Genomic DNA, 12,564 nt, shown 5'->3' with positions numbered 1-12,564 from the left:
TGAATACCGACGCCAGCTTGTAGCCTAGGCTTTTTTATCTGTCCACTAAATGGGGTCTTGACCAGGCCGATTCGGCCGGGTTTTTTGTTGATTTCCGCGACTTGGGCATGTCCTGACTCCCCGTCCTTCCTTGTCCGGCGCGGCGGGATAAGGTATCATAATTGGCGTAACCGAGAAACTGGGGCAGACGCGCTTCTAGCCAAAGGATGGGATAAGCGTGAACGAATTATTGACAACGTTGTTAGAGCAAGAAGAGAATCTGCAGTTTGACGCATTCTCGAACGATGACGCGCTGCAGTTGGGCAATCTTATCGTCGGTCTCGCCAAAGAGCTCGGCAAAGGAATCGCGGTACACATCGAGAACGATGCGCACCCGCTCTATACGCATTACATGGCCGGAACGAACGAAGGCAACATTTATTGGATTAATACGAAGAAGAACGTCGTTAAACATTTCGGCCATAGCTCTCTGTATGTCGGCGAGAAGTATAAGTCGGAAGGCACGACATTCAAGGAATCTTCGGGCTTGTCCGCAGACGAGTATCAAGGCGAGGGCGGATCGTTCCCGATTGTCGTGAAGGGGCAGGGGAGGATCGGCACCGTGACCGTTACCGGTTTGACCGGCGAGGAAGATCACTGGTTCGCGGCGGAAGGCATCAGAAGATTATTGGGACGTTAAAAAGTAAGCAGGGCTGTCTGATCTGTCGTGTACACGGCGGGTTGGGCGGCTTTTTTGGACGATTTGGAAAGTATAAAATGCTCGATACTTCTAAATGAATCGTATCCGACATAGTGAGGTCGTTGAATCTCCAGACGAGGTTACACGAACAAACTCCGCACCTCCGTCGTTGTAACGTTGCCAGACGAGGTTACACGAACAAATTCCGCGCTTCCGTCGCTGTAACGTTGCCAGACGAGGTTACACGAACAAACTCCGTACCTCCGTCGTTGTAACGTTGCCAGACGAGGTTACACGAACAAACTCCGCACCTCCGTCGTTGTAACGTTGCCAGACGAGGTTACACAAACAAATTCCGCACCTCCGTCGTTGTAACGTTGCCAGACGAGGTTACACAAACAAATTCCGCACCTCCGTCGCTGTAACGTTGCCAGACGAGGTTACACGAACAAACTCCGTAATAGCGCCTATATTACGAGATCCTGCACGTTTACTGCGCGTAACCTTGGTTTTTCTCGATAGCTAGTAATCGTTCTAATAAATTGGTAAAATCTACTGCACCACAAGAGTAGCCGCAAAGTTGTACGTCCATAACCCATCCCTAAGGAGTGTATGCCAAGCATGTTTCCAGACCTCTCGAAACATCCGGAACGATTGAACGGACAGAGCAGACCCTGGTGCGATCAACTGGCGGCTAAAACGGGCAAGTACGAGTATTCTTGGCATTCCGTCTTGGAAGGCCTCTCGGCGGAAAGCGTGCTGACGGCCATGCTGCAAGCAACCATCGATGGCGGCCGAATATTGGACGTCGGCTGCGCGCACGGCGCGTATACGAAGCAATGGGCGAATCAAGCGGACGAAGTCGTCGGGTTCGACATGACCAAAGGATTTATTGCGACGGCGAACCTGGAGCGCCCCTCCAACGTCCAATTCGTAGTAGGGGATACGCACGACGGGCTTCCTTTTCCGGATAACACGTTCGACTTGGCTTATACGAAGAAAGGGCCGACGAGCTGGTATGACGAAGGCAATCGGGTCGTAAGGCCGGGCGGTACGCTCATCATGCTGCATCCCGGGGATGGCAATGGCGAAGGCGGAGAGCTCGGAGAGGTGTTCCCGGGACTGTTCGGTCCGGCCGGAGCGGGTACGCCGACGCTGGATCGCATCGAAGAACGTCTGGCGAAGAGCGGATTGGCGGACATCCGGATTACGAAGCTTAAGGAAATCGTCTGGATTCCGACGGCGGACGACGTGCTATCCTTATTGACCTTCGGTCAGAGCGATTCCTTTGCGGAATACGTGAGAGAGACGTGCTTCAAGGCGATTGTCTCGCAATTCGAGAAGCATGCGGGAGAGCAAGGCATCCGAACGACGGGATTCTATTATCTCGTGCAAGCAAAGGCATCGGAGCAACATTAGGGGGAAGAAGATTCATGCGGAATCATCGGAAAGTCTGGCTAGTAGGGATGGCGCTAACGATTGCGCTAGGTTTGACGGGCTGCAGCGGGAAGGAGACGCCATCCACGGCGGCCTCTTTGCCGCCAGCCGCAACCTTGCCAGCGGAATCCTCGCCTACTGCATCGCCAACGCCTGCCATCGCGGTTAACGTTAAAGCGGAAGCCGTGCTTTCGTTCGCGAATGTGGCGAGCGAGCAACGGGTCGAACGGATGAGCGGGGGCGAAGATTCGGCCGACATTTTACTGGAGAAGCCGGTAGACGGCGGGACGATTATCGCGTACGCGAAACCGAAAGACGCGGAGAACGTCTACGCGCAATACCGCACGGAAGCCGCGCGGTACGAGCTCGGCGTCGTCGGCGGGCTGTCTCCGAAGATGGACGACGAGCAGCTCTCCGTCACGACGCTCGAGCTATACGGCCGTTCGCTCGTTCGCATTAACGGCGTGTTCGGAGCCAATGCTCCCGTTCAGAACTATTACGCGCTCGAGGACGACGGCGGAATCGCTCCGTTCCTGCGCGTAGACACCGGGCATGCGCAGGAGATCGACCTCGACGGAGACGGCACGACGGAAATCATCTCGACATATGGCTTGCCGACACAGACGTATGTATATGCTTACGAGGATAATCGGTTCAAGATGGCCGACGTGAACGCGGCATTGGGGGCGCTAGCCGTCTACTTAGGCAACAACGGCGGCTTCGAGGCGAACTACGAGTTAGGTTCGGCGGTTGCCGCTCATTACGACTATACTAAGGGAATGCTTAAATTGACGTCTATGTAGAGGAGCAAGAACATGAAATATAATCGACTTGGCAAAAGCGGCCTGGAAGTATCGGCGCTAGGCCTAGGCACGAATGCATTCGGCAAACGGTCGGACGAGCCGACGTCTATTCGGATCGTTCATAGCGCGCTGGATCTAGGCATTAACTTCATCGACACGGCGAACATTTACGCCGGGACGGAATCGGAGCGGATCATCGGGATCGCTCTCTCCGGAAGACGGGACGAGGCGGTGCTCGCGACGAAGGCGGGGCTTGTTATGGGACAAGGGCCGAACGCCAGAGGTTCGTCGCGCGGACATCTGATGCGGGAGCTGGACAACAGTCTGACGCGCCTGCGCACCGATTACGTCGATCTATACCAAATTCATACGTTCGATCCGTATACCCCGCTCGAGGAGACGCTGCGGACGTTGGACGATATGGTGTCCTCCGGCAAAGTGCGATACATCGGAGCATCCAACTATGCGGCGTGGGAGCTGATGAAGGCGCTCGGCATTAGCGACCGCAGCGGCTTCGTCCGTTATTGCGCGACGCAGACAAGCTATTCGCTTGCGGACCGCACGCCCGAGCAGGAGCTTATTCCGATGTGCCTCGATCAAGGCGTCGGGATCATCCCGTATTTTCCGCTCGCGGGCGGTATATTGAGCGGCAAGTACGGCCCGGGCGGAGAGGCGCCGGACGGCGCCAGATCGAAGACGGACCCTGGCTTCGGCAGGTTCCTGAACGAGCGGTCGATTGCCTTCGGACAAGAAGTGAGCGGGATCGCCGCGGCTTACGGAACGACTGCCAGCGCGCTGTCGTTGGCGTGGCTCATGGATCGTCCGGCCGTCTCGACGGTCATCGTAGGTTCCTCGCGCCCCGAGCAAGTCGAGAGCAATATACAGAGCGTGTCCCTCGTGCTGGACGCCCAAGTGAAACAGGCGCTCGACGTTGCCAGCGAACCGTACCGCCATGGCAAGCCTTTCGCTAATTATCGGCTGACCTGATCGGCGATCGTGACCGTGAATCGTCCGACTTAATGCAAGTTTATCATCTAGTTAACGTTACCCTTACAATCCTCCATTAAGCTGAGTAATAGCATGCGCCAGGCGTTATGTCTCGCTTGATCTATGCGCAATTAATGAGAGGTAGTAGGCTATGGCGCGATTATTTGTCATTTCGGATATTCACGGGCACATCGAAGGGGCTAAGCGATTGTTGAAGCTGGCGGGTTACGCGCCGGAAAGCGATCGCCTCATCCTGTTGGGCGACTACATTAACATGGATTCGGACGTCAAAAAGACGCTCGGGACGATCCGCAGGCTGCACACCGGCGGGGCGATCGCGCTCGCGGGCAATATGGAGCGGGCGTATTTGCTGTGGCATATTTGCACCGGAACCAAGCCCGTCATAGGCGTTACCGCGCGCAAATTTCTGGAGTCACTTCCGCTCTATCATAAACGAGGGACGTACTTATTCGTTCATGCTGGCGTCCGTCCGGGCATCCCTCTCAAAGGGCAACGCGAGGAGGACTTGGTCAGCATCCGCCAAGACTTCTGGGGCAGCCGGTCGGCGCATACGTTTAACGTCGTCTTCGGGCATACGCCGACCCAGCATATGGGAGCGGAGCCGGGCGAATTGTGGCACGGTCCCCGGATGCTCGGCATCGATACCGGAGCGAAGCACGGGCATCGGCTTACGTTGGTAGAATTGACGGGCAAAGAAGCCTACTCTTGCTCTACGGATCGCGAGAGCCTCTATGGCGACGTGCGAATGACGAATTGGGGCGAACGATCGCTGCTGAAGTGAACGCTTCGGCTTCGGCCGATATTGCTAAATAGCCGGCCTAGAGGTAGAATGGGTTGATTCTATCGGAAAAAGGGGCGGGAATATGAAGCGTAGACGAGCGTACGTTCATTCGGCTTTGCAACTTCATATTTTCGTATTCGCGAAACACTAAAGCATTCGTTGCTTTAGTGTTTTTTTTTATAACTAGGAGGAATGCTCGGATGACCAAGTATAAGAGAATCATGATCAAGCTAAGCGGAGGAGCCGTCGCCGGAGACACGGAATTCGGGTTCTCGCCGGAGCGGTTGGATTACATCGCGAACGAAATTATGTCCGTCGTGGAATTGGGCGTCGAGGTGTCCATCGTAATCGGCGGGGGCAATATTTTTCGGGGCAATATGGCGGACAACTGGGGCATCGACCGGGCGGAGGCTGACAATATCGGGACGCTCGCGACGGTCGTCAACAGTCTCATGCTGCGGGGCGTGCTGAAAGCAAAGACGGACAAAGAGGTGCGCGTCATGACGGCGATCCCGCTGGCGTCGGTCGCCGAACCGTATATCCGTCTAAGGGCTATCCATCATCTAGAGAAGGGCTATATCGTTATTTTCGCCGGGGGCAACGGACAGCCGTACGTCACGACCGATTACCCGTCCGTACAACGGGCGATCGAGGTGAATTGCGAAGCGATTCTCGTCGCCAAGCAAGGCGTCGACGGCGTGCTGAACGCGGATCCGAAGCACGACAAGCTCGCCCGCAAATACAAATCGCTGCATTACGACGACGTTGTTCAACGCAATCTCAGGGTCATGGATCAATCTGCGTTCATCCTGGCGCGGGATTACGGGTTGCCGATGCACGTCTTTAATTTCGACCGGCCGGGCACGATGAGAGAAGTCTGCAACGGTTTGAATTATGGTACGATCATAAGCAGGGATTCGGTAATGGAATTAGAATAAAAAGTAGGGATCGGACTATCGCAGGCGGGCACGCAACGGGAGGTTGACGCATTGGATTTCGATGTTCTCGTGGTAGGGGCGGGATTGGCCGGACTCGTCGCGACGGCGGAAGCCGCGGATGCAGGAAAGAAAGTATTGCTGCTGGATCAGGAACCCGAAGCCTCCCTTGGAGGACAAGCTTGGTGGTCGTTCGGAGGATTGTTCCTCGTCGATTCGCCGGAACAGCGCCGGATGGGCGTGCGGGACTCCTACGATCTCGCTTTGCAGGATTGGATGGGCTCGGCGGGATTCGACCGGGACGAAGACGAAGATTATTGGGGTCGCCAGTGGGCGGAAGCCTACGTAAAGTTCGCGGCAGGGGAAAAAAGAGAGTGGCTGCACAAGATGGGCGTTCGCTTCTTCCCGGTCGTTGGCTGGGCGGAGCGCGGAGGTCATCTGGCCGAAGGTCACGGCAACTCCGTTCCGAGGTTCCATATCGTATGGGGCACCGGTCCGGGAATCGTCGCGCCGTTCGAGCGTCGCGTACGCGAGCATATGGCAAGCGGGCAGGTAACTTACAAGCCGCGCCATCGCGTTAACAAGCTGCTAACCCGGGACGGCGCGGTCGAGGGAGCGAGCGGATCGGTTCTTGTACCAAGTTCCGCGGCGCGCGGAGAAGCGAGCTCGTTAGAGGCTATTGGCGAATTTACATATACGGCGCGCGCCGTCATCGTGACGAGCGGCGGCATCGGCGGCAATCCCGAGCTCATTCGGCAAAACTGGCCGAGCCGGTTGGGTGAACCGCCCGCGCGAATGCTGTCCGGCGTTCCGGAGCACGTGGACGGGCGGATGCTGGCCATTACCGAGGAAGCGGGCGGCCGCATCGTGAACAAAGACCGCATGTGGCATTATACCGAGGGGCTCAAAAACTGGAGTCCGGTCTGGCGCAATCATGGCATTCGCATTCTTCCGGGTCCGTCGTCGCTATGGCTGGACGCGCGAGGGCAGCGGTTCCCGGTACCGGCATTGCCGGGTTTCGATACGCTCGGTACGCTGGAAGCGATCCAGAAGACGGGTTACCCGTATTCTTGGTTCATCTTAACGCAGAAAATTATCGAAAAAGAGTTCGCGCTCTCCGGCTCCGAGCAAAATCCGGATTTGACCGGCAAGAGCATACGCCTGCTGCTGAAGCGGGTATTGCCTGGTGCCCCGGGTCCGGTTCAAGCGTTCATGGACAAAGGGGAAGACTTCATTATCGCCGACAACTTGGCCGATCTAGTCGCGGGCATGAACAAGTTGACCGGCGAAGACTTGTTAGACCTGGCCGTGATCGAACGTCAAATTCAGGCGCGCGACCGCCAGTTGGATCACAAGTTCGCGAAGGACTTGCAGATAACGGCCATTCGAGGCGCGCGCAATTATCGGGGCGACAAGCTCATTCGCGTCGCTAAGCCGCACAAGATACTTGATCCGAAAAACGGACCGCTTATCGCGGTGCGATTGAATTTGCTCAGTCGCAAGACGCTCGGCGGCTTGCAGACGAACTTGTCCGGACGCGTGCTGAACGAGGCGGGCGAGGAAGTGCCGGGCTTGTACTCGGCTGGCGAAGTCGCCGGCTTCGGCGGCGGAGGCGTGCACGGTTACCGGGCGCTCGAAGGCACGTTCCTCGGCGGTTGCCTGTTCAGCGGTCGGATCGCCGGACGCGCCGCGGCAGCGGATTTGAAATAACGGCGAGTAGCCTAGCCCGTCCGGAAACCCGGACGGGCTTTGTCGTTCGCGACAAGTCGCTATATCTGTTGTTAGTCCAGGCGAATTCGGAAAAAACGGCTCAAACGCATCGAGGGACAAGTGCGCGGAGTATTGAACATGATGGAAGAAGAGAAGCACTGCAAGGACGTCGTCGGACAGCTATCCGCCGTGCGCAGCGCGGTAGATAAGGCGATGGCGTATATCGTGGCGACGAACTTGGAAATGTGCATCGTGGAACAGCGGCAAGCGGGCAATGATACGGGCAAGCTCGTACAAGAGGCCGTAGAGCTGCTTATCAAGAGCAGATAATGCGCCTGGAAGCTTGCCATGGGACATGCGTTCGTGGTAAGATGCTTCTTGTGTCTAAGACACTTGATTGTGTGGAGCCGTGGTGTAGTGGCCCAACATGCCTGCCTGTCACGCAGGAGACCGCGGGTTCGAATCCCGTCGGCTCCGCCATCAACCCTAAGCAAGACATAAGCCTAATAAGCAATGAGCAGAGCTAGTCGACTGCTCATTTTTTGTATCTCATAAGGAGTGTGACAGGATGACGCGCCGTGGACGATTCGCGCCGACCCCATCCGGTTTGCTTCATATCGGCAACGCCTTTACCGCGCTCTCCGCTTGGCTGCAAATGCGCCAAGCCGGCGGGGAATTCGTGCTGCGCGTCGAGGATATCGACACCGCGCGTTCCCGCGCGGATCTCGCCGAGAGGCAGCTCGAAGATCTGCAATGGCTAGGCATCGATTGGGACGAAGGCCCGCGCAAGGGCGGAGCCTATGCCCCTTACGAGCAGAGTGGTCGCATGCCCCTTTACGAAGCCGCGCTGGATCGATTAAGCCAGAACGGGCGTATCTATCCGTGTTATTGCAGTCGCAGCGATCTGGCCAGAGTGGCCAGCGCTCCGCACGGTCTCTCCTCCGAAGGAGGTGCCTATCCCGGCTTATGCCGCGAGCTGTCGGAGGAGGAACGCAGGGAGAAGGCGGCTTTGAAGCCGCCGGCTACGCGTTTCATGATGGCGCAGCGGCCGGTTACGTTCAGCGACGGTTGGGCGGGAGAGGTGACGTTCGCGGACGATGCGGTCAGCGATTTCGTCGTCAAACGCGCCGACGGCATGTACAGCTACCAGCTGGCCGTTACGGTCGACGACGCGGCGATGGGCATTACCGACGTGCTGCGCGGCGCCGATCTGCTCGATTCGACGCCGCGACAGCTTGCGCTTTACGAAGCACTGGGGCTAACCGCGCCCAGCTTCACCCATGTGCCGCTGCTCGTCGACGCGAACGGTGAACGGTTATCGAAGCGCGATCACTCCATCACGTTGTCCAGTCTGCGCGACTCGGGCATGACGCCCGAGCAACTCGTGGGCGTGCTGGCCTGCGCGGCCGGGTGGATCGATCGGCCAACTCCCCTCGCTCCGGCTGATCTGATTCCGCATTTCAGGCCGATCAACGAAGAAGGCGCCCGCGACCGGTTTACGTTAACCGATTCGCTTTGGCGCCTGCTGCTATCCGCTACATAATGACTTAGAAGTTCGAGTTGCCCATTTTACCCGCTTGGAAGTCCGAATACGCTTGAATGACCTCTTCGCGTGTGTTCATGACGAATGGCCCGTACTGGAACACCGGCTCGCCTAGCGGTTCTCCGCTTAGCACGAGCACGAGCGCGTCGTCCGTCAAGCCTTCGACGCGGATCTCGCCGGCTACGTTGCCGAATAGAACGAACGAGCCTTCCTCCGCAACCTGCTCGTCGTTAATCTTCGCGCTGCCTCTTAGCATGATGACGCCCGTATTGTGCGCAGCCGGAAGCTCGAATTGCGCTACGCCTTGTTTCTTCAACTGGAGATCGAACAGGTTGATCGGCGAGAACGTCCGAGCAGGCCCGCCTGTCCCGTTATACTCCCCCGCGATAATCCGTACTTCGCCGCCGCCATTCGGCAGCGCCACGCGTCCCATGTTCTCTTTTAACAACTCTTGATAGGCTGGCGGGTGCATCTTATGCGCCTTAGGCAGGTTCACCCACAGCTGGATAAAATGGAACGTGCCGCCGCGCTTGGCGAATTCCCGTTCATGATATTCCTTATGCAGCAAGCCGGAGCCTGCCGTCATCCACTGCACGTCGCCCGGTCCGATAATGCCGTGATTGCCGTGGTTATCGTGGTGCTCGACGTAGCCTTCGTAGGCGATCGATACGGTCTCGAAGCCGCGGTGCGGGTGCGCGCCGACGCCTTTGGGCTCCGGACTCGGACCGAAGTCGTATGGCGCGTTGTAATCCAGCATCAGGAACGGGCTGAACCGCTCCCCGAAGTCGTTCCCCGACGGAAAATAGTTCGATACGCGGAAGCCGTCGCCGACCATATGGAAAGGCGCTCCCCGGTAGGTTCCATCTATTGTGCGGTAAGTGGTTGTCATTGTTGTTTCGCTCCTTTGCCTAGCCATTTGAGTAGCTCTATCGCTTGTTGCTTCTGTTCTGTCGTTAACCCTTGCATGATTCGCTCGATGCCTTGCGCGTGAAGCGGAAAAATACGATCCAGCAACGACTGTCCGGCATCCGTCAGGGAAGCGTTGATGACCCTTCGATCGGTAGGGCAAGGAATGCGCTTCACGAATCCTTTTTGCTCCAGCTTATCTATGTTGTACGTCATCGTTCCGCTCGTTACGAGCACTTTGCCCCCGATTTGTTGGATCGGGATTTGGCCCTTGGCGTAGAGCACTTCCAAAATGCCGAATTCGGATAACGATAGATCGTAGTTCTTGACGTCGCGGGCGGCTTTATCCATTACGCTCTTATAAGCTTTGGACAATACGACGAGCAGCTTCAGGGATAACGCTTGATCTTCCTGCACGTCATCGCGTTTGTTTGTCTCATCCGTCAGGCGCCCCACCTCCTCTTCGGTCTTTATCTTTACATCAATTATCTTGAATTAAAGATAACATGCGCGGAGCCATTCGTCAACCTCCGCTGCCGGGTCAGCCGCCATCCCTCCGATTGCCGCACGCTGCACCTTGAATCTCTACAAACACTTAGCTAATGTTTCATTCGCGCGCTAACACAAAACAAATAACTACGATCCAATATAACTAACACACGCTCGTTATAGTGAGACTTATTATATTGAATAAGGGGTTGTTCTTCGTGAAACCGGTTACTAATTGGATAGGCAACAAAATGTCATTCCGCAAAATCTCGACCAAACTTATCGTATCCACGCTGATCATTTCCATACTGATCGTCGTATCGATGTCGCTCGCTCTGTTCATTCCGAACCGGTCGTTATTCCGCGATCAAATCGACCAAGAGTTGGCGCTAAAGGCGGAGAAGCTCGCTTCTCAAGTGGACGGCGACATTCAGACGAAGTTCTCGAAGGTCGAAGCGCTCGCGAGCGTCGGGCAGATGCTCGGCAACGACGTGGCTAAGCACCAACAGTTGATCGCCGACTTCGGCAACAACAATCCCGATCTGATGGGCGCGGCATTCACGCTTGATCCGGCGGGAAAAACGGCATTCGACTCCAATGGCAAGGCTGTGGATTTATCAGCCCGCGCTTACCTGAAGACGGCATTCGAAGGCAAAGCGGAAGTATCCGTGCCCGGCATATCCAAGATCGACGGCAAAACGCTTGTCGTCCCGATGGAATACCCGCTAATGAAAGACGGCAAGGCGTTCGGACTTTACGCAACCGCTTATGCGATCGATAAAGCGACGAAAATCGTTAGCGAGGCTTCGATCGGCAAAACGGGGTTCGCGCTCATGATCGACCGAAACGGGCTCGTCGTCTACCATCCGGACAAGACGATCGCCATGCAGAAGACGTTATACGAGCTGAACGTTCCAGAGGTCACCCAAGCTTTCGAATCGGCTAAGAACGGCATAAATACAAGCTATACGTTTACGTTCAAAGGCGTTAAGAAAATCGGCTACTCGAGCATGACGAAGAGCGGCTTCGTCATTCAGCTGTCCGTACCGGAAAAAGAATTGCTGGCTCCGATCTATAACATGATGTGGAAGACGATCCTCACTGCCGTTATCGTGATGGCTGCCGCGCTTGTGCTGGTTTATTTCTCGGCTAGAAGCTTGTCGAGACCGATTCAATACATTACCGAAGTCGTTACCAAGATCGCGAAGGGCGATCTGCGGCCGCGGTTGCATATCAAGACGAAGGATGAGCTCGGCGTGCTCTCGGTTCATATGAACGAAATGCTCGACTCGTTGGCTTCGACGGTGGAGCAAGTAACCGAGGCTTCCGAAAGCGTCGCGTCGTCCGCTCAGCAAATTACGGCGAGCACCGACGAAGTGGCGAAAGGCAGCGTAGATCAGGCGGATCGGGCGCGCACGATGTCGCATCTGTTCGAGGATTTGGAAGCTTCCGTGAAGCTGGTCGCGTCCAGCGCGAACCATGCGAAAGTATCGTCGCAAGAGGCGGTCGACATTGCCAAGGAAGGCAACAGCTTCATCAATCTGTCTATCGAAAAGATGGAGCAGGCGAACGCGCAAATGGAGCTGCTGGAAAAAGATTCGAAGCAGATCGGCGAAATTATCGAAGTCATTAACGAAATCGCGGAGCAGACGAATTTGTTGGCGCTCAACGCAGCCATCGAAGCGGCGCGCGCGGGCGAGCAAGGCCGAGGTTTCGCGGTCGTGGCCGACGAAGTGCGCAAGCTCGCGGAACGCAGCGGCGACGCGACCAAGCAGATCGCGACGATCATTAAAGGCATGCAGGACAACGCGGCGCGGAGCGTTCAAGCGGTCGGCGACGGCGTGGCGCAATTCGCGCAGACGAGACAATCTTTCGACGGAATCGTCCGCAAGGTTAACGATACGTACCAGGTGGTCGGCGAAATTACGCAGTCCAGCGAAGGACAGACGAAGAAGACGAACGAGATGATGATCGAGATCGAATCCGTTGCCTCGATCAGCGCGCAGGCTGCCGCGGCGGCAGAGGAGACGGCGGCCGCTTCCCAGGAATTGTCCACGCTCGCCGACAAATTGAACGACTCGGTATCGATGTTCAAATATTAATCTTTGCGATTACCGAGAATGAACGAAGAGGCGCTTCCCTGCGTTGTAGGGGAGGCGCCTCTTGTTTTTTGTCGAACAAAGTCAGCCCGAGAGTCGTATATGAAAGTAATTTGAAGGATTCTGTCTACATCCCATTTATTGGTGACTTGAGCGGGCAAAGTGATTATACTT

12 protein-coding genes and 1 tRNA gene are annotated in these 12,564 nt (G+C 56.3%); 11 read left to right on the top strand and 2 right to left on the bottom strand.

Annotation, left to right across the window (positions count from 1 at the left end; translation table 11 throughout):
* Positions 1–217: 217 nt before the first annotated feature.
* The 10 genes from ACFPQ4_RS17450 (at position 218) to gluQRS (ending at position 8,896) form a co-directional block, all read left to right on the top strand.
* Positions 218–679: a heme-degrading domain-containing protein gene (locus tag ACFPQ4_RS17450; RefSeq protein ID WP_378113150.1), complete on the top strand. Its 462-nt coding sequence runs from the start codon at positions 218–220 to the stop codon at positions 677–679.
* Between the two features lie 621 nt (positions 680–1,300).
* Positions 1,301–2,098, top strand: coding sequence for a class I SAM-dependent methyltransferase (locus tag ACFPQ4_RS17445; protein WP_378113149.1), 798 nt, complete (start codon positions 1,301–1,303; stop codon positions 2,096–2,098).
* Between the two features lie 14 nt (positions 2,099–2,112).
* Positions 2,113–2,919: a hypothetical protein gene (locus tag ACFPQ4_RS17440; protein WP_378113148.1), complete on the top strand. Its 807-nt coding sequence runs from the start codon at positions 2,113–2,115 to the stop codon at positions 2,917–2,919.
* Positions 2,920–2,931: 12 nt separating this feature from the next.
* Positions 2,932–3,906: an aldo/keto reductase gene (locus tag ACFPQ4_RS17435; protein WP_378113147.1), complete on the top strand. Its 975-nt coding sequence runs from the start codon at positions 2,932–2,934 to the stop codon at positions 3,904–3,906.
* A 151-nt stretch (positions 3,907–4,057) separates the two neighbouring features.
* A complete protein-coding gene (locus ACFPQ4_RS17430; protein WP_378113146.1) occupies positions 4,058–4,708 on the top strand; it encodes a metallophosphoesterase in 651 nt (216 codons plus the stop codon).
* A 200-nt stretch (positions 4,709–4,908) separates the two neighbouring features.
* Positions 4,909–5,646, top strand: a complete 738-nt coding sequence (pyrH, locus tag ACFPQ4_RS17425) for a UMP kinase (protein WP_378113145.1) — start codon at positions 4,909–4,911, stop codon at positions 5,644–5,646.
* Positions 5,647–5,697: 51 nt separating this feature from the next.
* Positions 5,698–7,353: an FAD-binding dehydrogenase gene (locus tag ACFPQ4_RS17420; RefSeq protein WP_378113144.1), complete on the top strand. Its 1,656-nt coding sequence runs from the start codon at positions 5,698–5,700 to the stop codon at positions 7,351–7,353.
* A gap of 84 nt (positions 7,354–7,437) precedes the next feature.
* Positions 7,438–7,683, top strand: a complete 246-nt coding sequence (locus ACFPQ4_RS17415; protein ID WP_378113162.1) for a metal-sensitive transcriptional regulator — start codon at positions 7,438–7,440, stop codon at positions 7,681–7,683.
* Positions 7,684–7,756: 73 nt separating this feature from the next.
* Positions 7,757–7,833, top strand: a tRNA-Asp gene (locus ACFPQ4_RS17410).
* 88 nt (positions 7,834–7,921) lie between these two features.
* Positions 7,922–8,896, top strand: coding sequence for a tRNA glutamyl-Q(34) synthetase GluQRS (gene gluQRS / locus ACFPQ4_RS17405; RefSeq protein WP_378113143.1), 975 nt, complete (start codon positions 7,922–7,924; stop codon positions 8,894–8,896).
* Positions 8,897–8,900: 4 nt separating this feature from the next.
* On the opposite strand, the gene ACFPQ4_RS17400 is transcribed toward gluQRS, so the two are convergent.
* Both ACFPQ4_RS17400 and ACFPQ4_RS17395 read right to left on the bottom strand, forming a co-directional pair.
* Positions 8,901–9,785 carry a pirin family protein gene (locus tag ACFPQ4_RS17400; RefSeq protein WP_378113142.1) on the bottom strand — a complete coding sequence of 295 codons (885 nt, stop codon included), beginning with the start codon at positions 9,783–9,785 and terminating at the stop codon, positions 8,901–8,903.
* Positions 9,782–10,258: a MarR family winged helix-turn-helix transcriptional regulator gene (locus ACFPQ4_RS17395; RefSeq protein WP_378113141.1), complete on the bottom strand. Its 477-nt coding sequence runs from the start codon at positions 10,256–10,258 to the stop codon at positions 9,782–9,784. Before ACFPQ4_RS17395 ends, ACFPQ4_RS17400 begins: the two co-directional genes overlap by 4 nt.
* 251 nt (positions 10,259–10,509) lie before the next feature.
* Between ACFPQ4_RS17395 and ACFPQ4_RS17390 the strand changes: the two genes are divergently transcribed.
* The gene (locus ACFPQ4_RS17390) at positions 10,510–12,393 is read left to right on the top strand and encodes a methyl-accepting chemotaxis protein (RefSeq protein ID WP_378113140.1); all 1,884 of its coding nucleotides are present in this window, start codon (positions 10,510–10,512) and stop codon (positions 12,391–12,393) included.
* Positions 12,394–12,564 lie beyond the last annotated feature (171 nt).

The organism is Cohnella yongneupensis, from assembly GCF_042655785.1.
GTDB classification, from domain to species: domain Bacteria; phylum Bacillota; class Bacilli; order Paenibacillales; family Paenibacillaceae; genus Cohnella; species Cohnella yongneupensis.
Note: the sequence above shows the minus strand (reverse complement) of the source record. Positions and strands in the feature narration are given on the sequence as shown.

What these genes read in the sequence shown, in the direction of transcription:
- ACFPQ4_RS17400 (WP_378113142.1), bottom strand. Translation starts at nt 9,785, where the DNA reads ATGACAACCACTTACCGCACAATAGATGGAACCTACCGGGGAGCGCCT.
- ACFPQ4_RS17445 (WP_378113149.1), top strand. Translation starts at nt 1,301, where the DNA reads ATGTTTCCAGACCTCTCGAAACATCCGGAACGATTGAACGGACAGAGC.
- gluQRS (WP_378113143.1), top strand. Translation starts at nt 7,922, where the DNA reads ATGACGCGCCGTGGACGATTCGCGCCGACCCCATCCGGTTTGCTTCAT.
- ACFPQ4_RS17435 (WP_378113147.1), top strand. Translation starts at nt 2,932, where the DNA reads ATGAAATATAATCGACTTGGCAAAAGCGGCCTGGAAGTATCGGCGCTA.
- pyrH (WP_378113145.1), top strand. Translation starts at nt 4,909, where the DNA reads ATGACCAAGTATAAGAGAATCATGATCAAGCTAAGCGGAGGAGCCGTC.
- ACFPQ4_RS17430 (WP_378113146.1), top strand. Translation starts at nt 4,058, where the DNA reads ATGGCGCGATTATTTGTCATTTCGGATATTCACGGGCACATCGAAGGG.
- ACFPQ4_RS17440 (WP_378113148.1), top strand. Translation starts at nt 2,113, where the DNA reads ATGCGGAATCATCGGAAAGTCTGGCTAGTAGGGATGGCGCTAACGATT.